General features: G+C 44.0%; 22 protein-coding genes. 3 read left to right on the forward strand and 19 right to left on the reverse strand.

The features are described from left to right. Window positions 1–258: 258 nt before the first annotated feature. Entirely contained in the window at window positions 259–1,629 is a 1,371-nt protein-coding gene (locus Q7J27_12945) for a M48 family metalloprotease (protein ID MDO9530046.1), read from the forward strand. A 237-nt stretch (window positions 1,630–1,866) separates the two neighbouring features. Next, window positions 1,867–3,189 carry an alpha/beta fold hydrolase gene (locus Q7J27_12950; protein MDO9530047.1) on the forward strand — a complete coding sequence of 441 codons (1,323 nt, stop codon included), beginning with the start codon at window positions 1,867–1,869 and terminating at the stop codon, window positions 3,187–3,189. A 278-nt stretch (window positions 3,190–3,467) separates the two neighbouring features. On the opposite strand, the gene Q7J27_12955 is transcribed toward Q7J27_12950, so the two are convergent. The 16 genes from Q7J27_12955 to Q7J27_13030 form a co-directional block, all read right to left on the reverse strand. Further along, the gene (locus tag Q7J27_12955; GenBank protein ID MDO9530048.1) at window positions 3,468–5,129 is read right to left on the reverse strand and encodes a bifunctional UDP-sugar hydrolase/5'-nucleotidase; all 1,662 of its coding nucleotides are present in this window, start codon (window positions 5,127–5,129) and stop codon (window positions 3,468–3,470) included. A 133-nt stretch (window positions 5,130–5,262) separates the two neighbouring features. Continuing rightward, entirely contained in the window at window positions 5,263–6,216 is a 954-nt protein-coding gene (gene lipA / locus Q7J27_12960) for a lipoyl synthase (GenBank protein ID MDO9530049.1), read from the reverse strand. Window positions 6,217–6,278: 62 nt separating this feature from the next. Next, window positions 6,279–6,998 (reverse strand): lipoyl(octanoyl) transferase LipB, encoded by a 720-nt coding sequence (gene lipB / locus Q7J27_12965; protein ID MDO9530050.1) that lies wholly within the window; start codon window positions 6,996–6,998, stop codon window positions 6,279–6,281. A 168-nt stretch (window positions 6,999–7,166) separates the two neighbouring features. Then, window positions 7,167–8,003, reverse strand: coding sequence for a phosphoribosylaminoimidazolesuccinocarboxamide synthase (locus Q7J27_12970; GenBank protein MDO9530051.1), 837 nt, complete (start codon window positions 8,001–8,003; stop codon window positions 7,167–7,169). A gap of 69 nt (window positions 8,004–8,072) precedes the next feature. After that, on the reverse strand, window positions 8,073–8,672 hold the full coding sequence (locus Q7J27_12975; protein MDO9530052.1) for a plasmid pRiA4b ORF-3 family protein: 600 nt from the start codon (window positions 8,670–8,672) through the stop codon (window positions 8,073–8,075). Between the two features lie 56 nt (window positions 8,673–8,728). Then, window positions 8,729–9,724 carry a virulence protein RhuM/Fic/DOC family protein gene (locus tag Q7J27_12980; protein ID MDO9530053.1) on the reverse strand — a complete coding sequence of 332 codons (996 nt, stop codon included), beginning with the start codon at window positions 9,722–9,724 and terminating at the stop codon, window positions 8,729–8,731. A gap of 112 nt (window positions 9,725–9,836) precedes the next feature. Further along, complete coding sequence (gene radC, locus Q7J27_12985; GenBank protein ID MDO9530054.1) at window positions 9,837–10,496, reverse strand: DNA repair protein RadC; 660 nt, start codon at window positions 10,494–10,496, stop codon at window positions 9,837–9,839. A gap of 30 nt (window positions 10,497–10,526) precedes the next feature. Next, window positions 10,527–10,766 (reverse strand): type II toxin-antitoxin system HicA family toxin, encoded by a 240-nt coding sequence (locus tag Q7J27_12990; protein ID MDO9530055.1) that lies wholly within the window; start codon window positions 10,764–10,766, stop codon window positions 10,527–10,529. Further along, a complete protein-coding gene (locus Q7J27_12995; protein MDO9530056.1) occupies window positions 10,766–10,993 on the reverse strand; it encodes a hypothetical protein in 228 nt (75 codons plus the stop codon). The genes Q7J27_12990 and Q7J27_12995 overlap by 1 nt, the downstream gene beginning before the upstream one ends. Then, window positions 10,977–11,123 carry a hypothetical protein gene (locus Q7J27_13000; protein MDO9530057.1) on the reverse strand — a complete coding sequence of 49 codons (147 nt, stop codon included), beginning with the start codon at window positions 11,121–11,123 and terminating at the stop codon, window positions 10,977–10,979. The genes Q7J27_12995 and Q7J27_13000 overlap by 17 nt, the downstream gene beginning before the upstream one ends. Beyond that, window positions 11,116–11,931, reverse strand: a complete 816-nt coding sequence (locus tag Q7J27_13005; protein MDO9530058.1) for a type IV toxin-antitoxin system AbiEi family antitoxin domain-containing protein — start codon at window positions 11,929–11,931, stop codon at window positions 11,116–11,118. Before Q7J27_13005 ends, Q7J27_13000 begins: the two co-directional genes overlap by 8 nt. Before the next feature lie 80 nt (window positions 11,932–12,011). Further along, entirely contained in the window at window positions 12,012–12,803 is a 792-nt protein-coding gene (locus tag Q7J27_13010; GenBank protein MDO9530059.1) for a hypothetical protein, read from the reverse strand. A gap of 93 nt (window positions 12,804–12,896) precedes the next feature. Beyond that, window positions 12,897–13,682 carry a hypothetical protein gene (locus Q7J27_13015; GenBank protein MDO9530060.1) on the reverse strand — a complete coding sequence of 262 codons (786 nt, stop codon included), beginning with the start codon at window positions 13,680–13,682 and terminating at the stop codon, window positions 12,897–12,899. Beyond that, on the reverse strand, window positions 13,666–15,063 hold the full coding sequence (locus Q7J27_13020) for a restriction endonuclease subunit S (GenBank protein ID MDO9530061.1): 1,398 nt from the start codon (window positions 15,061–15,063) through the stop codon (window positions 13,666–13,668). The genes Q7J27_13015 and Q7J27_13020 overlap by 17 nt, the downstream gene beginning before the upstream one ends. Window positions 15,064–15,065: 2 nt before the next feature. Beyond that, entirely contained in the window at window positions 15,066–16,478 is a 1,413-nt protein-coding gene (locus Q7J27_13025) for a class I SAM-dependent DNA methyltransferase (GenBank protein MDO9530062.1), read from the reverse strand. Window positions 16,479–16,563: 85 nt separating this feature from the next. Then, window positions 16,564–19,254 carry a type I restriction-modification enzyme R subunit C-terminal domain-containing protein gene (locus tag Q7J27_13030; GenBank protein MDO9530063.1) on the reverse strand — a complete coding sequence of 897 codons (2,691 nt, stop codon included), beginning with the start codon at window positions 19,252–19,254 and terminating at the stop codon, window positions 16,564–16,566. A 530-nt stretch (window positions 19,255–19,784) separates the two neighbouring features. Between Q7J27_13030 and Q7J27_13035 the strand changes: the two genes are divergently transcribed. Next, window positions 19,785–20,255, forward strand: a complete 471-nt coding sequence (locus Q7J27_13035) for an MgtC/SapB family protein (protein ID MDO9530064.1) — start codon at window positions 19,785–19,787, stop codon at window positions 20,253–20,255. A 67-nt stretch (window positions 20,256–20,322) separates the two neighbouring features. Here the strand turns inward: Q7J27_13035 and Q7J27_13040 are convergent, their stop codons facing one another. The 3 genes from Q7J27_13040 to Q7J27_13050 are packed head-to-tail and all read right to left on the reverse strand — an operon-like array spanning window position 20,323 to window position 22,794. Next, window positions 20,323–20,820 carry a GNAT family N-acetyltransferase gene (locus Q7J27_13040; GenBank protein ID MDO9530065.1) on the reverse strand — a complete coding sequence of 166 codons (498 nt, stop codon included), beginning with the start codon at window positions 20,818–20,820 and terminating at the stop codon, window positions 20,323–20,325. Then, window positions 20,817–21,797, reverse strand: a complete 981-nt coding sequence (locus Q7J27_13045; GenBank protein ID MDO9530066.1) for an ATP-grasp domain-containing protein — start codon at window positions 21,795–21,797, stop codon at window positions 20,817–20,819. Before Q7J27_13045 ends, Q7J27_13040 begins: the two co-directional genes overlap by 4 nt. A 19-nt stretch (window positions 21,798–21,816) precedes the next feature. Further along, window positions 21,817–22,794 carry an ATP-grasp domain-containing protein gene (locus Q7J27_13050; protein ID MDO9530067.1) on the reverse strand — a complete coding sequence of 326 codons (978 nt, stop codon included), beginning with the start codon at window positions 22,792–22,794 and terminating at the stop codon, window positions 21,817–21,819. Window positions 22,795–22,906 lie beyond the last annotated feature (112 nt).

Genomic DNA, 22,906 nt, shown 5'->3' on the forward strand with positions numbered 1-22,906 from the left:
ATATAACGAGAGTTTTGCAAAACTGCAATTCTGGTCATTGCGAGGAGCTTTAGCGACGCGGCAATCTTATGAATTGTCAATATGTTGCGAGATTGCTTCGCTTTGCTCGCAATGACAATATTGGTATTATGCAAAGCTCTCTTAATATCCCCTATGGCGAACATGAAAGATTGTAGGGTCGGGTTTTATACCCGACCGTAAACGGTGGCATATAAAATGCCACCCTACAAAATTGTCGAAAATTAGAAATACTGTAATATGAAAATAAAAAACATACTTATCCTTTCCCTGATTCTTGTAACCCTGTTCCAGGCCGCGCATTCCTATGCCTCTTTTACCATCGAAGACGAGAAGAAGCTGGGCAAGGAATTCTATGAAAAACTGGAAAAAAACAATGTCCTGCTCAAAAATGAAAAGGTAAACGACTATATAATTAAACTGGGGAATAAGATACTTGAACAGAGCAAAAGAGCTCCCTTCGACTTTCGCTTCTCTGTAATCAAAAGTCCCGCGATTAACGCCTTTGCCACCCCTGGAGGTTACGTGTACGTGAACAGGGGTCTTATCAATCTTGTCGAAAACGAAAGTCAGCTTGCCGGTGTGCTGGCGCATGAAATAGCACACGTAAATGCCAGACATATTGCGGACACAATCGAGAAATCAAAAAAAGTCAGTATCGCTACACTGGCGGCAATTCTGGCAGGGGCTTTTCTCGGCGGAGGCGGTCAGGGATCTGCCGCGGCGGCGGCTTTTTCAATGGCAACCGCCACTACGTTGAACCTCAAATACAGCCGGGAACATGAAGAAGAGGCCGACAGGCTTGGAATGTCATATATGGTAAGTGCGGGATATAACGGCATGGGGATGCCGGACTTTCTGAAGATTATGAGAAGATATCAGTTCTACTCCAATTCAGTCCCGTCTTATTTTCTCACCCATCCGGGCACCGGTGAGAGAATCAGCTACCTCGATGGATTACTCCAGTTTAAATACACACAACACGGGGCAGAAAGCATCATTGGGGGGCTGGGACGGATACAAACGCTCCTGATGTTCGGAGAAAGAAATCTTGATACGACACTAAAACACTTTCAGAACCTCTTGAAAAAAAATCCGGATAATACAGATGCGCTCTACGGTCTCGCCGTCACCCAGGTAAGGCTGGGACTGACCGGTGAATCCTTCAAGAATTTCGACAAGGCGCTGAAACTTTCTCCCGACGATGAGGATGTGCTGAAAGACTTTGGCATAAGCTATTTTAAGATCGGTAAAACTTCCGATGCTATCGCTGTCCTGACGAAGGCTTATGCCCTTGATGAAAACGATGCCGATGTACTTTTATATCTTGGAAGGTCGTATGAGGCGGCAGGTGATTATAAAACATCTCTCAATCTTTACAGGAAGCTCAATGAAAAAGATCCGGACAATATAAATGCATATTACTATCTTGCAATGGCCTATGGCAAAGCAAATGAACAGGGCGATTCTCATTACAACTTTGGGATTTATTTCAAGAAAAAAAAGACGTTAAAAAGCGCCCTCTTCCATTTCAAGGCGGCACTCAAATACTTCCCAAAGTACAGCGAAAAAGGCAGGGAAATACAAAAAGAAATCGAATCCATTAAGTAATTAAATCCCTCTCTCCAATCTATATACCCGTCAAGGGAGAGGGGACTATAAGGTTTTTATCTCGGTGTTGTGAGCAAATGAACTGAACAGCGAGCGCATTCCCCGCTGCTTGCGGCGGGGTTAGCGAGCGAATAAAAAATAAACATTTTCCTTAACAGTCGGAGATTCCCCGCAACTTGTTGCGGGGAGCTTCAATTTGTAGGAAAATCCGGATTATATATCAAAGGAGGTTTTAAAGTGAAAAAAACTACCGGGTACAGCACCATACTTATATTAACCGCTACTCTCACTTTGTTTTTATTTTTTACAATCCCTTCTCTCACCACCCATTCAAACGCCATGGAATTCATTTTCAAAGACCCGCAGTATTCTTTTCAATGCCTCCGCACCATTGGTTACACAGTAAGCGGTGGTGCAGATATCGGAGAGTGCCTTTCTACGGCTTACGGCATCAAGGAAGGAGATGATGAAGGCTGGTACGCCGAATGGGTAAAGACGGCACAGCGACTCGAAAAAGCGGCAGATCAATTCCTCAAAGAGGGGCATACGGTAAGTGCGAGAGGAGCATATTTTCGAGCCTCCAATTATTACCGGACAGCAGAATTCTTTCTCCATACAAACCCGAAAGACCCAAGAATTTTAAAAACCTGGGGTAAAAGCCGCTTTTGTTTTATAAAAGCCGCCAGACTTTCGGACCATCCCATTAAACCTGTGGAAATTCCTTTTGAAGAAACTACGCTACCCGGATACCTTTGTCTTGTTGACAATTCCGGAATAAAGAGACCGCTATTGATCATCCATAGCGGTTTCGACGGTACGGCTGAAGAACTCTATTTTGAAGTAGCTTTTTTTGCAGTAAAGCGGGGCTACAATTGTCTCCTGTTTGAAGGACCGGGGCAGGGCCGAGTTATCCGTAAACAGAAAATTCATTTTCGTCCGAACTGGGAAACGGTGGTCACACCTGTCGTCGACTTTGCCCTCACACTGCCTGAGGTTAACCCTGAAAGAATTGCATTAATTGGTATCAGCATGGGAGGGTACCTGGCTCCGCGGGCAGTTGCCTATGAACACCGAATCACAGCATGTATCGCAAACGGCGGCGTTTTTAATTTTCATGCCGGAATTACCAGTCACTTTCCTCCGGAAATCAAAAAACATATTGAAAAAATACTCGACAACAAATCCGCATCAGACGAATTCGACAAAGAGATGTATGGGATGATGAAAAAGAACACCGGTTTACGATGGGTTTTTCATAACGGTATGTGGACATTTGGAGCGAAATCCCCCAGCGATTACCTGCGGATGACAAGAGCCTACAATTTGAAAAATTGTGTAGATATGATCACCTGTCACATGCTTGTTGTTGACTCCGAGGAGGATAAAGATTTCCATATACAGGCAAAACACCTTTATGAAGCGCTGCGCAGTCCAAAGGACTACATGCTGTTCACCGTGAAAGAAGCGGCCGAAGAGCACTGCCAGATGGGTGCAATTATGATATCAAATGAGCGCATCCTCAATTGGCTTGATAAAACGTTGAAAAATAAACGGAAATAAATTTAACGTATTTGTAAAAAGTCTTTTTTGTCACCCAAAATCATGTCCTGAACTTGTTTCAGGATCATTCAGGGTCTCTAACTTACTGAAATAATTAGATGCTGAAACAAGTTCAGCATGACAAATGGTGCAGTTTATGACTTTTTACGAAGCTGTCAAAGTTAGTAAAGTATAAAAAATGAGGTTTGTGTGTCAAGCAAGACGTAATCGAAAAGTGATTTGAACTCCCCGACAGGGCTACAGGAAATTTAATATGACAATTTACAGAAACTTTCGGGTTATCTGATGTTTATCCTTCCTTCCAACTGTGGATTAATGGGGCTGTTTTTCTTTATGTATAAGAATAACAGATCGACTATTGAAAAGGTTGTATCTTTCTTGTTTTTAATACCCCGGAACATATAATAACCGTCTCCACCACTTGCCAGCCAGGAATTCATTAAAACGTTGTATTCCTTATTTTTCTCGATAGATTTCCACGCTCCATTTTCTAAAATCTCAGCCTTTACTACTCTTTTCCCCTTTGAAAGAATCTTTTTAACATCTCTGCCACCATATACCGCGCAAAAAGGTTTATTTGCCGTGTCGATATCCAGTCTTACTCCGCTCACCTGCAAAAAACCGCCCTCCTGTGCTCTACTGCCTCCCGAACATTCATCACCTGGAACCCTAAGTGAAGATGCGCTTATTTCGAGGATTTGAAGCAGTTGTACACCATTTAATGTGGCTTCCATCACCGTGTCTCCAAAGGGATAGATCTCAATCAGATCTCCAAGAGTTACAGGACCTGCAGGATAAACCCTGTCTCCCCTTAAGGCGCCGCCATTAATAAGCGCTACATCGACATCTTTTCCCTTGGTTTTGAACCAATGTGTCCATGAATCTGTTATTAAATTTCCAAGAATCGACTCTTTTCTTCTGACTGTGTTTCTACGTGCATCTAAATCAGTCAAACTAATTCCAATTGGGTTTTTCAAATTTTCATTGTATTTATCTACATATACAGCTAAAAATTCTTTTGTTTTTTCATCTTTCCCCACACTTTTATCGAGTATCACCGTCTGCCATTTTGGATTGTTGACGATACCGTTAAACTTGAACCGTAAAACGCCCATTTTCTCACCACAAGCACCATCCTGGACTATTACTGTCTTCCACCCATTCGGACCCACCACAGTCTCATAAACATATTCATGGCTGTGTCCACCAACGATAACGTGTATTCCCTCTACTTTTTTTGCCAACTCCCGGTCTAATTGCGTGCCTATGTGGGTAAGGGCAACTATCATCGTTGCCCCTTTTTTCTTCAATGTTTCGACCATTTTCTTAGCAACTCCAACAATATCCTTATCAACGCTCACCCCGTCTCCTACATTACTCACCTCCGACAGTTCCGGCGTCATTAAGCCAAACACTCCAATCTTCAATCCTTTGATTTCTTTAATAATATATGGCTTAATCAGTTTAGACAGGGCTTCGTTTCTGATTATAAGATTGGACGATACGATGTCGAACCTGGCATTTTTAATGGCACCCACATAATGATCCACTCCAAAATCAAACTCATGGTTGCCCGGTGTGGCTACATCGTAGCCGGCCATATTCATAGCCTTGATTTCCGGAATCCCTTTGAACTTATCGTAAAAGGCACCTATCAAGTCGTCTCCTGTTGACACGAAAAGTGAACAGTCGACTTCAGATTTAATTTTTTTTGCCAATGATGAAATTCTTTCCAGTCCACCGACTGCAATTTTTTGATCCTTTCCATCCACCTCTATCTTAGTATCATACGGTACTACCTTACTCTGGAGATCCGCCGTTGTTATTATCGCTACATCTACATTACTCCTGCGGCATCCTGTAATGGTAGCAGCAATGAGCAACATGACCGATAAGGCTATTGTTACGGCTTTTATTGCACTTCTTGACGGTTTAATCATTATCTGAACATCCTTTAGTGTCACTCCGAATTATGTCCTATGTCATCCTGAATTATGTTTATGTCATCCTGAATTATGTTTATGTCATCCTGAACTTGATTCAGGATCTCAGGATGAGTTCAGGATCTTCACATTATTTAGATTCTGAAACGAGTTCAGAATGACAAGCAACCCCCTCAGATACAGCTTGATAGAGTTCTTTCGCATGATAAGAACTCCGGACAAACGGCCCGCTGGCAACCTCAGAAAAACCCATTTCGAGAGCGCTTTCCCGCAGGTTATCAAATTCATCAGGATGAATAAAACGTTCCACCGGCAGGTGTTCCTTTGTTGGTTGAAGATATTGGCCCAGTGCCAGTATGCTACAGTTCGCATCAAGAAGATCCTGAAGAGCTTTGCGGATTTCTTCGGAAGATTCTCCCAGGCCGAGCATGAGACCTGATTTGGCAATAATGGCTGAATCATACTTTTGCACACGTTTTAAGAGTTCCAGTGAGCGGCGGTACACGGCATCAGGCCTGACCGATGGATAAAGACGCGAAACAGTCTCTATGTTATGGTTCAAAACGTTGGGCCGAACATCCAGAACCGTTCGAAGTGCATATTCATTACCCTGAAAATCAGGTATCAAGACCTCCACAAGCGCATCGGGCACCTTTTTACGAATTTCCTTAATCGTTTCCGCGAAAAAACCAGCCCCACCGTCCGGGAGATCATCCCTGGTGACAGAAGTAACGACCACGTAGTTCAGCTCCATGCTTTGTACGGCCTCGGCAACCCTTTTCGGTTCACCGGGATCAGGCGGTTCTGATGGTCCATGGGCCACCGCACAGAAACCGCAGTTGCGTGTGCAGCGGGAACCCATAATGAGAAAAGTCGCAGTATGCCGGGAAAAGCATTCCCAGAGATTGGGGCATCTGGCTTCCTGGCAGACGGTGTGAAGCCTGCCTTCTTTGAGCATGGTCCTGACTTTTTCATAGTCTGCTCCAGTTGGAAGGCTTCGCCTGAGCCAGCGGGGTTTAGAAACCCGTGCTTTTGTTTCTCTGTGCTGAATCACTACCACTCCTTCGTAAAAGTAGGGTGGCATTTTATATGCCACCGTTTGCGGTCGGGTGTTAAACCCGACCCTACAACTTCAAATTTATTTCACTATGCAGGGCTTTTCAAAAGATTCTGCAGCTCCGACAGGCTTATATTTACAAGCTCAACCCCGAAAACCGCTTCGATATGATTCTTTACGGCCTCGTACACCCGATTCATGGGTATACTATGTGAAAGTTCCCGTTCCATCGATGTCACCCCGACACTCTGCAGGCCGCAGGGATTTATCCAGTTAAAATGTTTCAACGAGAGGTTGACGTTAAACGCAAAACCGTGGAAAGAAACCCCCCGGCGAATAGCTATCCCAACGCTCCCCAGTTTATTATTCCCAACCCAGATTCCTCTGTTTACGGGATTACGCTCAGCCGTAATTCCCCAATCCCCGGCCGTCCGAATCATAATCTCTTCGAGACCCGTAACATAATCAACCACACTCAGCCCTACTTCTTTCAGGTCAAGAACAGGATACACAACGAGCTGGCCGGGACCATGAAAGGTAATGTCGCCACCACGCTCCACCTGTATTACCGGGATTTCCGATTCTTCCAGAAATGCCCCTGATACCACCAGGTTTTCCTCACCTCCCCTGCGACCAAGGGTAAAAACCGGGGGGTGCTCCAGCAATAAGACAATTTCAGAATCAACGACCCTCTCTTTTCTCGCAGCCACAAGACTATGTTGCAGAGCCAGCGCTTCCCTGTACTGAATGGCAGGCAGTTCTACGCAAAGCCACGTTTTTAGTTGCGGATTTTCAGTTTCGGGTTTCAAGGTTTTAAAAGTACCCCTGACCAAAAGTGTTGATGCTTTCGTAAAAAGTCCAAATCTTGTCACTCCCTCGCAGGCGGGAGTCTATAACACCTTACAATAACTGGATTCCCGCCTGCGCGGGAATGACAGAGAGGAACGAAGTCCGACTTTTTACGAAACTGTCACATGTTAACCCAGGAAAATCTTTTCCAGGTCAGCCGCTGTGAGCTGGTTCTTTGCCTTTATGGTTCGTTTGCCATCTACAAGTCCCGTTTCGATGCAGTTTCCATAAATCGAACAGTTCCCCTCGGCATCGGGTGTATAACCCTTGCAGACTCGAAGTACATCGGGAGATATCTCGTCGATGAGGATGATCTTGCCGTCGCCCTCTTTCAGGCGGCCCAGCTCGAATTTGCCATCTATTATATGAAGTCCCTTGGCTTCGAATTCGTCCGAAACCACCGTCGCGATGTCCTTCACGAGTTCGTTGACATAGGTTATTTCATCGCTGGTCATAACGCCGGCTGCTTCAAGTGCGTCGAATGTTATCAGAACGTCGCTTGCCCCCTTAGTCCATGCCTCGACAATCTTGTGGAGATTTTTCCCCGGTTTTACGAAAGGGTACCGCCTCCAAAAACTTCCCTGGGCGTTGTTCCGCCAGGTGAATTCGAGGTTATTCAGCGGTTCCGATCCCTCAAATTCGGGGGCCTGAACGGGCATGCCTATAGGCGTTGCCGGTTCTACGATCATGACGTTATCGTCGACAGTATCAATATAATGGGACGGGATGTTGTGTTCTTTTAGAAGCCTGAAAAAATATGTAACGAATTTACAGACGATGGCTCCCTTCCCGGGGATTTCTCCGACGACCACATCGTATCCCGGGTCAAATACGGGTTCCCCGTTTTCTATGTATCCAGTCCCCCGGTCGGTGAAAACGAATCGATATTTCCCCGTATAGGGTCCGTCCTGGATTTCATAGACGTCCTTGGATTTTCCACTATACACTAATATATCTTCTGCCATTTTAAAAAAACCTCCTTGCCGATTTCTGTTTTATCTGTGAACCCGTTCCTGCTCTGTTCTACTCAAATACTATCTAAATGCAGTCTTCCAACGCTTATCAGGATCGTCAAAATGGACATCCTCTATATTAAAGGCTTCAGGGTCAAATTCTCCACCTACCCATCTCAGCATCTCTTCATATTCTTCATCATCAGGATTCTTTATGATTTCGAGAAAATCCTGATATCCCCATATTCCGCCACAATCCTCAGGTGGACATGACCTCTTTCCTGTGACACAAACCGGGTACTTAACGTCTTTCGCTCGAGCAACTATTTTTTCTAACTCTATCACATGCTCCCAGCCATCCCCAAAATCGTACAGGTAATCTGCTTTTGGATTTTCCATGGAAAAATAATCAGCTATCTTCAGTTCCCATCCAGGAAGGGTTTCTTTGTCAAATTCAAAATCTTCATATGGAATTCCTATTTCATCTTTCAGCTCTGTAGAAGGATTGATTATTCCAAAAAGATGAAGATGATAATCAAGCCACCCCATGACGTCCTGTATGGCGACATGCAAATCCCAAAAGGTATAAGATTCCGGAACCTGTATCCTTCGCCAGATAGGAGGTTTAATGTCTTTCAATGTAATCTTAAATTGATACACGCTTTTGAATTTCTTTTTCATTGCGTTTCTCTCCAAATAAATGTGAACATGTTCCAGATTTTTCTCGTTTCCTTCGATCAGTTGTCCTTATTTATAAGATTAACAATTATTTTTGTTATCACGTCTTTTTCCTTCGGATCACTCATGGCAATCATCAACGTCAATGCAACCAAAGCGTTATCTGCTATGCGTTTCGTTCCGTCAGATTTATAAAGCAGGCCATTCCGATCAAGAAACCATGTAAAAATAGCAGCGGCGATACGCTTATTCCCGTCTACGAATGAATGATTTTTCACAATGAAATACAGAAGATGTGCTGCTTTTTCTTCAATGCTGGGATAGAGATCCTTGCCGTCGAAAGTCTGGCAAATCGTATCCAGAGAACTGCTGAACGAATTATCCTTTTCACGTCCAAACAGGGCGGAATCACCCAACCTTCCCCGCATTGTCTTAATAGCGCCTTTCGCTTCTTCATATAAAATTCGTTTCGCTGTACGGTCAGATACGCGGACTAATTCCAGCTTTCCATAGTCGTATCGATCAAGCGTATCCAGAGCATAGCTGAAATCACCAATAACCCTCAGGAGGCCTTCAGATTCAGACATGGAGAGCAGTTTGCGATCAACTATATTATCGATAAGCCTGATTGATTGTTTAAGCGCTTCATATTTTTCAATCTGTGATTGTAATCTCTTTTCATTCAGCGCATAGCCCGTGACAAGATAATCTTTCAGTATTTTATTGGCCCAGATGCGGAATTGGGTGCCTCGTAATGAATTGACGCGATAACCGACAGCAATGATCATATCCAGGTTATAAAAATCCATCACCCTTTTTTTGCCGTCCTTGGCAACCTGTGTATTTTTTGCACAGGTTGAACCGTGCAACAGTTCACCGGTTTTATAGATATTTTTTACGTGCCTGACAATAACGGTCCTTTCCCGCTGAAAGAGTTCCGCCATCTGATGAGTATCCAGCCAAACAGTATCTTCAATTAATTTAACCTCCAGAGATACCTGTTCGTCTTCTGCCTGATATATAACTATTTTACCTGTTTCTATTTGCTCATTCATATCTCAACTTTCCCTTTTTCAACCGCCGTTTCCTTACCTGAACAACCTTGGTCATTGCGAGGATAAAGCTTTATCTCTCTCCCACCAATTTCACTGCCATTTCAGCAAATGCTTACATCTCTTCATTTTCCAGAAAACTGTAATAGCCTTTATGATTGAAAATAATATGATCAAGGAGCTTGATTCCCAGGGTTTCACCAGCAGATTTTAATTGTTTCGTCACCTCAATATCTTCGTTGCTTGGTTTTAATCCTCCTGAGGGATGGTTGTGGGCAATGATGATTGCCGATGCTCGGTCAGTAATGGGATCAGCAAAGACTTCTCGGGGATGAACCTGTGTTTTATTGACAAGACCAACTGAAACAACACGGCTTGTAATAACTTCATTAGCGCCATTAACGGAAACACAGATAAAATGCTCCTGCTTTCGGTCGGCAAAATGCTGAATCAATGGAAGCACATCAGCAGGAAAAGATATCTTTAATCCTTCCGGACGAATACGACGGCGGGAGAATTCCAACGCGGCGGCTATCAACGTTGCCTTCGCCGGGCCTACACCTTCAACTTTCTGCAGTTCTTTAAGGTTTGGTTTTTCATCACCGGAATCCAATATCTCCAAAATCCGTTTCGCTACGGACATAACATCATGTCCTTTTGTGCCCTTGCCAACAAGGATAGCCATTAATTCAAGATCGGATAGCGCCTCCGCGCCTTTCTTCTGCAATTTTTCGCGGGGGCGGTCTAATTTGGGGATGTCAGCAATTTTTTTCATGCAAAACCCGCTAATCTTGAAGGATGGATTTTACTTGTTCTTATAAACTTCCAGGAAATCGTCTCTCGATATGCTGGCCTGTGTTAGTATGGTACGCAATGTTGAACCTTTTATTGTACGATGATTGGGTATTGTCATGGGTGTTCGAGTTCCATCAGCGTTCTCCCGTGCCATGGCAATATGATTGTCTTCCCTCACAAGTCGGAATCCTAACAACTCAAAAACCTTGATTACCTTTTTAATGGGAACGTCTGTAGGAAATTTAGTCATTACATGACTACTCTTGTTTCGGCAATAAAGGCTTCCAAAACGGGTGGCTCGTCTTCAAATACTTCTTTTCCAAAGGTTTCAATGTGAAAAGTAATTGCCGACTTTACATCGTTTAGCGCTTCTTCATAGGTGTCGCCTTCACCCACTACTACACCCTTCAATCCGAGAGGGTATGCCACATAAACGTCAGGATGTTTCTCAACAATGATTTTAAATTGTTTCAACATGTTTTCCTCCCATACTGTCTGCAAAATGTTCAAATATTATCACCCATAATTCCAATTTTGGCAACCTCATTCGGTATTTGATGTAACCAAACTCCCGGGCAAAATCCATGATGTCCTGTCTGCTAATCACGTTTGCCTTCCTTCGCCCAGTTGGCTGGCACCCATAAATTCCACGCTGTGATTAGTTTATCCACCGGCATTGATGGGTCAATCTTTGCGTTTCCTTTGGTGAGACGAGTCCGACATGAATCAATCAAACCTTGTTCTGTTGGCGCAAATCGGGTTGCGAGGAAACCTAATCGTTTAAATACCGCGCCATTACCCAAGCGTGATGCATATTTAACCAGCAGGTCTACGTCTTTATCTTTTGACGCCATGTAGGTATTAAACACATCCACCATGGGGCGTAGCCCACCTCCCAAAGCAGGATCATCCAACATATCCAATAGCGTTCGTGTTGGATCAGATACATTTATCTTTACCTGCCCCCGCCAGACGGACCGCATTCCGAACATGACATCAGGAGAAACAGTGCGCAGCAAGAACCCGGTGCCTTTGATCACAGGCTTTCGATTGCGCGGCTTGCGAGTCGTCATGATAACGATGGTTCGAAAAAGCTGTTCAGTCAATTCCCAGTATTCCGCGGCACTCCAGCCACCGATATAACATGGAGAAAAAAGCTGATCGGCAACGATCCATGGATCTTCAAGCGCGATATCGGTAGAGCGTGCTTCGATTGGTATGAAGACGTACAAACCTCTTTGAACGCGCGAGACCCACCCCTGGCTTGCCCAGCGGGACAGCATCTTTGCTGCTCTGTCAGGAGTCAATTGAAGAATATCCGCTACCTGCCGGACCGAAACGGTACCCTTTGTCTCCCGCATGACTTTGGCAAGGCGGTTTCTCGATTCTTTTCCTAATCCTGAAATTGTATCCATAGTATATTAAGGGTGTAGTAATTCACGTATTGTGTGAACTATAGCACATAGGATATACTTTTTGATACTCATTTTTCTATTTATTTTCCTACATCCAATTTCTTCTTCTCTTGAGCCAACGTAAATCTAGAAGAAAGATCATTAACGAGAATTCCTGGTGATATTATTTTGGCTGTTTTGATGAGAAGGTCAGTGTTTTTTTCAATGCTTTCGTAAGAACTATTGAAGAAAGCTATTGCCGTACCTTGAGCTTGTCGTGCTGATTTCATCAATCTATCTTGTTCCTCTTTATCAGGAGCACAAGCTCCCTGCATTGCAAGATTCGCGGCTTCACTAACGTGACGCCCGATTTGAAAATATTTCGACTTAAGGTCAACTATTGCTACAATAATGTCGGGCTTCTGGGAGACTGATGCAAATTTCGAAAGAGTAGACTCATTCGTGAAATCGAACAGTGTCGAATAAGATATTTCTCCTTTTTTCAATTGCAGGCAGTATGTGACGCAACGCTCAAAAGCAGAAACCAGTTCCACACAAAAGGCAACAATTAAAGAACTGAATTCTTTACTTGCCTTTCGCCGTGAATAAATAATGGTCACTATGGCACCAGCGAAGCCACCAAAAAATATTGAGATAATCGCTGGCAAGAGGATGGTAAATAGATTATTTATACCTTTGTTTTGTCTCTTTCCGGAACCATCTTGGAATGAGGCACTTTCAATAGAATTTGGCTTTGAATCGATTAAATGTTTTTTGTCATTTGAAGCAGTTGTCAAAGTTGAAGTTTTTTCTGCTTCTGCAAGAGCAACGCCGACTAATGTCATAAATAGCACAAAAAAGATAATGATTCTTTTCAGTTGTTGATTATTCATAATAAAGTATCCTTAATAGTATTAAAAAATATTTCTTTTAGCCAATAATGCTTGACCTTGAATTTTGATATCAAATAAATTTAGGATTTGCCCCTATTTCTCAGAGTAATACCAGTGCCGACGTCCCGGACTCATTTCTAATCGTAAAGGGGAACATATTACAGCGTCGGCTTCATCCAATATTTGAAGGACAAGCTGATTCAACTGAAGTACTGAAGATAATGACCATTCCACGTTGTTGCCGCAGCTGATTTTCCCGTTAGACTTTATGAATTCAGATTCCGCTAATTCACATAGTTTCTCGTCAGCTATATTGGAGTTGTGTACAGCGACGTTTCTCAATTCAAAGAAAAAGTTGATGCAGGGTTTATACGATGGGTGAAATTTATGTTCAAATACATCTTCTATAAGAGACAGGCCGCGGCCAAGTTTTTTCCACATAAAATTTTTCACATTATGGAGATTAATATTGCCAGTCTTATGTTTTTTTGAAAAAGCGTCGACATTCTCTGGGAAGCTACTGATGGTTTCTTTTATGATTTCCGAGAAATAATTCTCGTAGTTACCCAATATTTTAACGGCGGTACCAAATGAGGAAAATTCTCTAACGATGGGTTGGTATTGTCTGATTGCATCGTCAGAAAGTGAAAATGTTATAGTAAATCCCTCAAATTGAAACCTGTACCAGTCGCCAACAACATCAGGGGCTTTTGTTCTCATAATGTTTTGTAGCTCCTTAGAGCGATCTATCCAAAAATGAGTAAAATTGTTGGCGTACATTACTGCCTTGATTTTATTAGCATATACCCAGTAAATATTACTTCTCTGAACGATTTCCAGTTTCCCGTTTAAAAATCCCTCTTTATTTATCTCTGACATGGAATTTGTCCCGTTTTTTAAAGTTCCTTTTAGCACTAACTATTTTCCTGCTTTTTTCTTCATCATAATTTCTTTCGTCTTTAATTTTTTTTAGAAGTTCTGAGGCCGGTTCGTCGTTGGGGTCCTGGGGGACGAGTTCTCCGCGGAAGGCTTTGGCGAGGATGGATTGTGTGAGTTTGCCGACGTAGGCTCTGGCTTTGGTGTAGCGTTCTTCGATCTGGTCGGCAATTTTGAAGAGGGCTTCTACACGGCGGACGATTTCTTTTTGCTCGGATAGTGGAGGCAACGGGATAAGAACATCACCCAGGATCTTGATATTAATATTTTTTTGCGCTGTCGCTGGGGCAAATGTAGAAAGATCAGTCTTCGCTGTCCGGATGAAAAACTCAAGAAATTCTGGCAAAGAAATGGTTTCGTCAGCGATAATACCAACAACACTGTCTGGAAAGCATGCGGGATAAGTCAAGAGAGCCGACTCAGCAATATTGGCAGCAATAGTAATACAAACGGTACTTGCTGGCCAAAGGCGGCTCTGTGCGAGGCCGGCTTCGTTGTATGTTTGTTTATGACTGGTAATTCTACTACCAGATTGTGCGATGTCACCGGTCTGTATGAATGGATAGGATCCCCCAAACAGAAATGGTGCGTTCCTTGGGCGATGTCGTGACTTTCCTCTGCGCATCTCCCCTGTCTTAGGTAGATTCACCCATCGCCATGTTTGTGGAATCTCCATCAAACAATTTGTTGATACTGCTGTTTCACCCTTAGTTTCAACAGGTCTTGCCTTAGGATGTTCGTCTCTCCAGTCCTCGGTAAGGCGGCCGGAGCAGGCGGCGGCGAGGATGGACTGGCGGAAACGTTTGAGGATGGTGGGGATTTTGTCGAGGCGTTCCTTGCAGGCATCGACTTTTTTCAGGAGTTTTCCCAGCTTTGCCACAATGCGGCGTTGTTCATTGAGGGGGGCTATCGGGGTTTTGATATTCCAAAATAATTCAGGGTCTACATGCGGAATACCTGTACCCCTCGGATTTGAGTTAATGGTGTCATATTGAGTTTGAAGAAATCTAAAAAGGTATATTGAGTCAATTGCGATGGACCGGAGAGCCATTATTGTTGAACCTATTGCACCCTCTTGCCCAATACCAACTAAGCCACTTCTAGCACCATCCCAAACAACCAGAACATTATTCTTAGAAGTTAAGTTAGATGATTCGATATCTGCATACCGCCTAATCTCTCCAGTCGAAAAAGCTTTTATGTCAACATAAGGGACTGTTCCACCTGTTTTGGTATTGCTTAAAACCTTTGGTTTTTTCCCTTTACGGTAAGAAACAACATCTTTTAACGAAACAGCTTCCCAATGTTCGGGGAAAGTTTGCATGATTAGAACTCCTCCCCGTTTGTTTCTATCAACTGTAAAACTTCCTTCAGATCGTCTACGACTGCTTCAAGTTCGGTAATCGCCTCGGCGGCGAGATCCTGCGGCTCCGGCAGGTCGTTTGCATCTTCAAGCGTTTCATCCCTGAGCCAGATGATGTCGAGTTTGTAATCACGTTCCTTGATGTCGCTTATATGGAATTTTCTGAATCTGCCGGTTTCGCCCAGGTCTTTCCGCTCGCTCCGGCTGTTCGGGTCGGCGCCATAACAGGATTCAAATTCTTCAAAGTGCTTCGGCGTGAGAGGACGTTCTTTTTTAGTTATTCCGGGCACGTTTGAACGGGCATCGAAGATCCAGATGTCTTCCGTGGAAAGCCCTTTCTGGAAGAAGATGACATTCGCTTTTACGCCGGGGCTGTAAGGAGTAAAGGTTCCACGGGGAAGGCGAAGGATTGTATGGAGGTTGCAGTCCTGCATGAGGATTTCAAAAACCTCACCTGCCTTATCTTCAAACAGGCAATTATCGGGAAGGACAATGGCGGCACGACCACCGTCTTTAAGGATATTCACGACGTGCTGGACGAAGTTGAGCTGTTTATTGCTCGTGGCGATGGTAAAGTCGTCACGATCCGGGGCCTGATTCGCGCCCTTGGTGCCGAATGGCGGATTTGTTAAAATGCAATTATGTAAAATGCCCTTGTAGGGTTCATAGATAGAATCGCCAAGATATATAGACGTTTCAAGACCGTGAAGAAAAAGGTTCATTAAAGCCAGCCTTCTCGGCCGAGGGACCAACTCCTGCCCGTAATAGGTTTTTGTTTTGATTCGCCTGGTGACGTCACGATCAAGAGCCTCTTTAGTGATATCCATGAGCCACTCGTAGGCGCACATCAAAAAGCCGCCAGTGCCGCAGGCGGGATCACAGATCGTAAAATCGGGGCTGACCCGGGGATCGGGCTTCATCACTCTTACAATAGTCTGAATGAGGACCCGAGGAGTAAAGTACTGGCCTGCCCCTTTTTTCCCTTCACTGGCCGCCTTTTCAAGCAACCCTTCAAATGCGGCGCCCTTGACGTCCACATCCATGGCCGACCATTCGTCCTCATCAATCATGGTAATAAGCCGTTTGAGATTCACGGGATTATTAAAGCGGGGTACAGACTGGGTAAAGATATCACCGAGGAGACCTTTTTCTTCCCTCAATTTTCGAAGGGTATCGGTATAAAGGTCGATCAGCGCGGGACCGGATTCTTTCTTGATCGCCTCCCAGGTGCAGCCGTTGGGAATGATAATCCCCTTCTCATCGGCCATTTTAAGAAAGAGGAGATAAGTCAATTGCTCGATATAGTCGCCGTAGTCGATACCGTCGTGTCGAAGGGTGTGGCAGAATCCCCAGAGTTTGTTTACAATGTCGGACATAAAGTTAGTTTCCCCCTCCCTCAATCCCTCCCACAAGGGGAGGGAAAAAGCTGGATTCCCGCTTTCGCGGGAATGACAACTTTATTTATGCTGCTATCGCGAAGTTGATTTCAGCTATCAGCGATTCAAGTTCATTATTAAATACCTTGTTGGCCCTGCCTTTGCCGCCGTGTCTTTCGAAGACGGGAATATAATCAAAATCATCAAGATCAATCGTAAGGTTTTCGATCAGATGCTCTCTGATATAGCCCAACCAATTCGTCTGTTCTTCTGTAAAGGTTTTTCCGGACACTACTTTTTGCATGGCCCGGTCAACCCTTTCTTCACAGGAATAGATGGGTTCCTCTTCAATGGCCGCGTGCTTGACCATTGAGATGATATCGGCCAGTGCCTTGTTATAAACAAGCCGGTGCGCTTTCCGGAGTTCTTTTTCTGGGAATTTATTTAGTGCAAGCTTTTCGCGAAGTTCCTTAAGGGCTTCGGTTTTCCAGTCTTTCTGCCGTTTCAGCAAAATCTTTATGGCTTCGATCTGTTCAGGGTTTTCTCTCACAAACCGTGTAAAAGAATCAAGATAATCTTCCGGTTTTTGATAGTCGCTTCCAATTCGTATCATTACATCTGAAGAAACATCATCTTCAATCTCGTATCCCACCAGAAAGGTCCGCTTTGCACGCTCGTAGTTTAGGAGCAGGTCCTGAAAATCCTTATTGCGCAGAAGATTCATGGTGTCTGTGAAATCGCTCTTGATCTTTCCCGGCAGTTTCTTCGCAAATTTTCCGAGATCGCCGTCGGGAATATAGGCGGCAAATTTCTCTCTCGCGTTGCCGCTCATCGTTCTGTCTATCCGGTGGAGACGCTTGACGAGGGCCTTGACGAAGTAAGTCCTGTCTATGTTCTGGTAGATATTTTCAATGACCTGCTGGAGGGATATCGGTTCCTTTTCAGGCGTTTGAACCTCAAAGTCCGTTGTATTCTTGAAATATTCAATCAATGTCCCATCGAAACAGTCAAAAATAGTAAACTTTTCCTTATTGATCGCGTCACACTTACGGGTACCCCTTCCCAGCATCTGGACCCAGAGGATTCTTGATTTGACGGGGCGCATGAAGACAATATACTCCAGGCTGGGAATATCCACACCAGTTGAAAGCATGTCCACTGTAACGACAATCTTTGGCTTTGGGCGATTTCTGAACTCTCTTATTTTCTGGAGCGGTCGATCGACGGTTGGACTACCCGTAATTTTCTGGACAAAATCATCCCCCTGTCCGAATTCTTCACGACAGATCCTGACGATTTGATCAGCATGGGATGTATGGGGGAGATCATTGACTGCGAAGATCAGGATTTTGGGGAATCGACCCGTTTCTTCTTCGTGTTTGCAGGCATACTTTGCGATCTCTTTGATAATCTTGCGATTACTTTCCGGAGCCGTAATTTTTACCTCAATCCCCCCGGTAGGAAATTCACGTTCGTCTTCCAGTTGGTCGTACGTTTCGACCCCAGTCGTCGTATTGATAACACCGACATGTTCTCCTTCTTCAAGAAAGACACCGTTCATGCGTACATTTGATTTAATCTTTACAGCTTCATAGTCAACAAGCCAGCCGGCGAGGATTGCCTCTTCCGTCGTATAACGATAAATCACTTCTTTGAAGAGAGAAAGGGTATGCAGCGCTGGTGTCGCCGTGAGGCCGATCTTTATTGCGTCGAAGTGATCGAGTACCTGCCGCCAGATGGCTGTCTGTTTTGACGTGTATCCGCGATGGCATTCATCGGCGATTATTACGTCAAACGCGTGAATGGGTATATCAACTTTTCCCGCCTCCTCTTCATAATCAGGGTCGCTTCGATCCTGAGAAAAGGCGTTTTCCCAGCCGAATAGATTGATAGTCATTCGCTGGATAGTCGAAACATACACAAAAGTATGCGTTTCCTGCGGCGATGTCAGATATGAATTGGGCAAAACTTTGGGATCAAACGGCTTGTCATCATCAATATCTTCGCGATGGAATCGCTGGCTATAAACTTCGTATTCCTGATCGAATTTATTTTTGTGCGGCGTAACAAAGGTGGAAAATTCCCGGACTGCCTGTGCAGCAAGGGCGCGACGATCAACGAGAAAGAGAATTCTTCGAGCTGCTTTTGATTCAAGAAGACGATAAATCTGCGATACGGTCAGGAAGGTTTTCCCCGTACCCGTCGCCATGGCAACGAGCATGGCACGTTTGCCTTTCGTAATTGCATCTTCAATAGCGTAGATGGCGTCTTCCTGATAGGGTCTTATACTTTCGATATCAACGGGGTTTTTCGCAAGCCATTCCAGTCCATTTGCCCTATCATTTTCAAAGAACTCTTCAAGGGCGTCTGCAGTGTGGAAATTGGCTATCTGTCGCGAGATGTTTTTTTCGTTTCTAACATCGAGATGCCAGATGACTTCACCGTTCGACGCATACAGGAATGGCACCCGGTAGCCGCCGTGCCAGTTTCCCGACCCGTCAAAGGCACCTTTTGAATAGCGCTTGGCCTGCTCAAGGACGTTCTGAGGGCCTACCCTTACCCTTTTGGCTTCAATGATTCCCAACAGCTTTCCTTTTACGAAAAGTGCATAGTCGGCAGGTCCGTTTGCGGTCGGATATTCTTCAACGGCGTGACAATCAAGGGCAGAGGCATCTAATCCTTCACGGAATTTGATAATATTCCACGCAGGTTTTAGGGTTTGCAGCTTTTTATTAATCCTGTCTCTTCTTGTCTGCCATTCGAGTTCATCGTGCATTGGTCTGCCTTTTGATCAAATAATTTCACTATAAGACAAACAAAACCCCGCTCCTATTTGAAGAAAACGGGGTTTTTGTGATTATCTACCATCTTCAGAACCTTTCTTGTGTTAGGAAGAAAAGATCGTTTGTTGTTTAATGCATGATACCTTCTGTTATTTCGTTAAAGCTTTTGTATAGTCAACAAAAAACCTTGGGATGTCAAGGAGTAAAATCCCCCTACCCCCCTTTATAACACAGACCAAATGAGTTGCCTGATCACTGAGCATGTACAGCTGTTCCTATTTATTTAGGAAGAGGGGGTATTACAAATTTTTCACCCCCACCTTAGTCCTCCCCCATCAAGGGGGAGGAGATTGATTATAGATGCCCCGCCTTTAGGCGGGGTAATTCACTTTTGCAAGAATTTATTGATTAATTGTTATTAAACATGATAATCGAGATTTTGAGTGGTTTTCTTCTTTCATGTACCTATCAATTATGATCGGGGAATTGCAGAAACAACTATATATTTGAAGGTTATAAATTTATGGATATCAGTTCATTCGATTTCTGGATCAAGATTGCTTTGACTGTATTATGTGGGAGTATTATCGGATCTGAAAGACAATTGGCAGGTAAACCGGCCGGAATCCGAACAAGCATTTTTATCTGTCTCGGCACCAATATCTTCATAAGTCTCGGCGTAGCTCACTCTGGCGAGAATGTCGATATGACACGGGTGCTTGGTCAGGTCGTTACGGGTATCGGATTTCTCGGCGCCGGAGTAATCATAGCCCGCGAAGGGCTTGTCAGAGGAATTACATCCGCATCGGTGATCTGGATTCTTGCAGGAATCGGTGCAATGGTGGGATTCGGTCATTTCTTGGAAGCGATTATCATTACGTTACTTACAGTATCACTTCTAATTGGTATCGGATCTCTTGAACACCGGTTTTCCAGTCTCCGAAAAGACACACATTCCGATAATAATTATACCGACACGAACAATAACCGGTAACACATTCCATATTACATGGGGAACTACTTAAGTTAACACTATTTATATCTCAAATTAATCCAGCATTTTATACCAGTTGTCTTACGTAAATTATTTTATCATCCCCGGTATCGTAAAAATCCTTTATCTGGGCTACTTCAGTAAAAACATTTTTTCTATAAAACATACGGGTGGAAATGTATTTTTCGCGAGAGGATGTTTCTGCATAGAGGGCTGTTCCCCCCATCTCTTTTACCCTTTTTTCAGTTTCTTGCAGGAGGATTTTCCCGATTCCATAACCGCGATAATCATTATGGGTAACAATCCAGTATAAATCAAAAGCGCTTTTCGTTCCGGGGATTGGACCATAGCAGCTATAGGCCAGAGTTTTTTCTTCATAATCGGCAAATACAAAATAGTAGCCGCTGAGATATCCCTTTTCCAGACATTCCCGGATTAATTCCACCGCAGTGTTTGTCTCTTCATCATAAAAAAACCCGGTGGATTTCACGATCTCCGCAATAGAGTAAATATCATCTTCTCTTTCCTGATCACGAAAAGCCATATTGGTTATATCAAAATTCATAATTTTTCTTTCAGGCTGTCCTTAAGGATGTTATCAATAACCATAGGAAATGGGATCTCCGCCTCACGAGTAGCAGCTACAAATCCGCTGTCAGGTGAGATGCAGGGATTGGCGTTGATTTCCAGTATATATGGTCTATTATGCTGATCTATCCTGAAATCCACCCGTGCCCATCCACGAAGAAGGAAGATCTCCCAGCATTTTCTTGCAATCTCACTCAAAGTCCGGCACAGAGATTGACTTTGTGAATCCGCAGGAAAAATCCTTTGAGTGTGCTGGTATTCAAAAGAATCTTCCTGCCACTTCGCAGTATATCCGACTACTTTAGGTTTCTCTTCCGGGTAATCAACAAACAGGATTTCCGCAGGCGGAAGTACCATCGGACCATCCCGTGTGGCAAGAAGGGAAATATTGAATTCTCTTCCGCCAATATATTCCTCGATAAAATAGTCTTCCGAAGGCAGCGTCTTTATCTTTTCCAATATTGCGCGATTGGAGCGGGTAAACACCGAGTCTTCATCCAGCCCCAGGGAACCATCTTCCCAAATGGGTTTCAGTATATATCTACGATCAGACTGCAACAGGTGTGTTTCTTCCAGCGTGAAAAATGGAGATGTAGGTAATCCATGATACTGTATCATTTTTTTAGCCAGGAGTTTGTGGGTGGTAAGAAACATGGAATCCGCCCCGGATCCGGTAAAAGGTACGCCCGAAAACTTTAAGACAGCCGGAGCGAAGTATATTAATTCCCCGTGATTCTGAATGGATTCTACAAGGTTGAACACCAGCATCGGTTTGATTCTGCGAATTTCCTCCACCACTTTATCTATCTTCAATGAGAACTGGACAGGGAAGGTCTCATATCCCAGTTCTTTCAGCGCTGCGTCTACAAACTGAACCTGATCCAGAACGTCTGTTTCATCTTTCCGTGCATTAACGGAGACTTCATTAAATAAAATCACAATTGGTTTTTTCATAAGGAAACACAACCAGGTCTCACTTTTGAACCCGCCTTAAAGCGGATTCCATGATCATTCGAATCAAATCTGCAAAGGCATAGCCATTTTTATAGGCAATAATAGGGAGATCTGAATCAAGGTAATTCAATCCCGCCAGAGGATTGATCTCCATGAATTTAGGATTATTATTCTTATCGCAACGGAGATCGACCCTTCCCCCGTCACGGCATTCGAGGGCCTGCCATGCCTTCAGGGCAATTTCACTACAGATTCTCTCCATCTCCTCTTCCACCAGGACATATTCTACCCGATCCTGGTAGTGAGCCTTGTTAAGGTAGGAGTAACCACTCCTTTCCGCTTTTTGGTTTAAAATGATTTCGATAACTCCGATTACACGTGCTTCCTCGCCTGTTCCAACGATACCAACGGTAAATTCTCTTCCCGGAAGATACTCTTCCACCAGTACAGACTGATTAAATCTTTTTAGCAATTGTTTACATACTACACGCAACTCGCCGGGAGTTTCTGTGAGGGATTTTTCAGTGATACCTTTCCCCGTCCCTTCCGCAACCGGTTTCGCGAAAAGAGGATAGTCAAGATGGACATTCTCAACATCTCTGATATGACTTACGATGACAAAATCGGCGGTAGGGATATGGTTGTCCCTGATAATCCTTTTCGTCATGCCCTTATGCAAGGTCAAAGATAGCACGAGAGGATCTGAAAAGACATACGGTATCCGGTAAGCGTCCAGCAGCGCAGGGACCTGTGCTTCACGGCCAAAACCATACATACCTTCCGCAATATTGAAAACCAGATCCCACCGGTCGCCGTGATTGATCCGTTGGACAAGCTGCTTAAAATTCCCGATACGGTCGGTCTTGTATCCTAATTGTACCAGGGCTTTTTCAATGCCCTCGACAGTTTCTTCGCTATCAAATTCAGCAGCTTCTTCCGGAGAGAAGCCCTGCTTTATATATTCGCTTTTTAAATCAAACGTCAAACCTGTTTTCATGATATTCCTGTTTCATTTTTAAAGACATGATCTGCGGTCCATCAATTTCTGCAGGGTCATATAAACGCGAGGCAATCTACCGGGATTCCGATAGATCGCCTCTTGGAGTATT

It is taken from the genome of Syntrophales bacterium (assembly GCA_030655775.1).
Lineage (GTDB): Bacteria > Desulfobacterota > Syntrophia > Syntrophales > JADFWA01 > JAUSPI01.

Bases quoted from the DNA above. Each gene is read 5' to 3' on its own strand.
- Q7J27_12945 (MDO9530046.1), top strand. From the start codon at position 259: ATGAAAATAAAAAACATACTTATCCTTTCCCTGATTCTTGTAACCCTG.
- Q7J27_12955 (MDO9530048.1), bottom strand. From the start codon at position 5,129: ATGATTAAACCGTCAAGAAGTGCAATAAAAGCCGTAACAATAGCCTTA.
- lipA (MDO9530049.1), bottom strand. From the start codon at position 6,216: ATGCCACCCTACTTTTACGAAGGAGTGGTAGTGATTCAGCACAGAGAA.
- Q7J27_12970 (MDO9530051.1), bottom strand. From the start codon at position 8,003: ATGGCAGAAGATATATTAGTGTATAGTGGAAAATCCAAGGACGTCTAT.
- Q7J27_12975 (MDO9530052.1), bottom strand. From the start codon at position 8,672: ATGAAAAAGAAATTCAAAAGCGTGTATCAATTTAAGATTACATTGAAA.
- Q7J27_12980 (MDO9530053.1), bottom strand. From the start codon at position 9,724: ATGAATGAGCAAATAGAAACAGGTAAAATAGTTATATATCAGGCAGAA.
- radC (MDO9530054.1), bottom strand. From the start codon at position 10,496: ATGAAAAAAATTGCTGACATCCCCAAATTAGACCGCCCCCGCGAAAAA.
- Q7J27_12990 (MDO9530055.1), bottom strand. From the start codon at position 10,766: ATGACTAAATTTCCTACAGACGTTCCCATTAAAAAGGTAATCAAGGTT.
- Q7J27_12995 (MDO9530056.1), bottom strand. From the start codon at position 10,993: ATGTTGAAACAATTTAAAATCATTGTTGAGAAACATCCTGACGTTTAT.
- Q7J27_13005 (MDO9530058.1), bottom strand. From the start codon at position 11,931: ATGGATACAATTTCAGGATTAGGAAAAGAATCGAGAAACCGCCTTGCC.
- Q7J27_13010 (MDO9530059.1), bottom strand. From the start codon at position 12,803: ATGAATAATCAACAACTGAAAAGAATCATTATCTTTTTTGTGCTATTT.
- Q7J27_13015 (MDO9530060.1), bottom strand. From the start codon at position 13,682: ATGTCAGAGATAAATAAAGAGGGATTTTTAAACGGGAAACTGGAAATC.
- Q7J27_13020 (MDO9530061.1), bottom strand. From the start codon at position 15,063: ATGCAAACTTTCCCCGAACATTGGGAAGCTGTTTCGTTAAAAGATGTT.
- Q7J27_13025 (MDO9530062.1), bottom strand. From the start codon at position 16,478: ATGTCCGACATTGTAAACAAACTCTGGGGATTCTGCCACACCCTTCGA.
- Q7J27_13030 (MDO9530063.1), bottom strand. From the start codon at position 19,254: ATGCACGATGAACTCGAATGGCAGACAAGAAGAGACAGGATTAATAAA.
- Q7J27_13035 (MDO9530064.1), top strand. From the start codon at position 19,785: ATGGATATCAGTTCATTCGATTTCTGGATCAAGATTGCTTTGACTGTA.
- Q7J27_13040 (MDO9530065.1), bottom strand. From the start codon at position 20,820: ATGAATTTTGATATAACCAATATGGCTTTTCGTGATCAGGAAAGAGAA.
- Q7J27_13045 (MDO9530066.1), bottom strand. From the start codon at position 21,797: ATGAAAAAACCAATTGTGATTTTATTTAATGAAGTCTCCGTTAATGCA.
- Q7J27_13050 (MDO9530067.1), bottom strand. From the start codon at position 22,794: ATGAAAACAGGTTTGACGTTTGATTTAAAAAGCGAATATATAAAGCAG.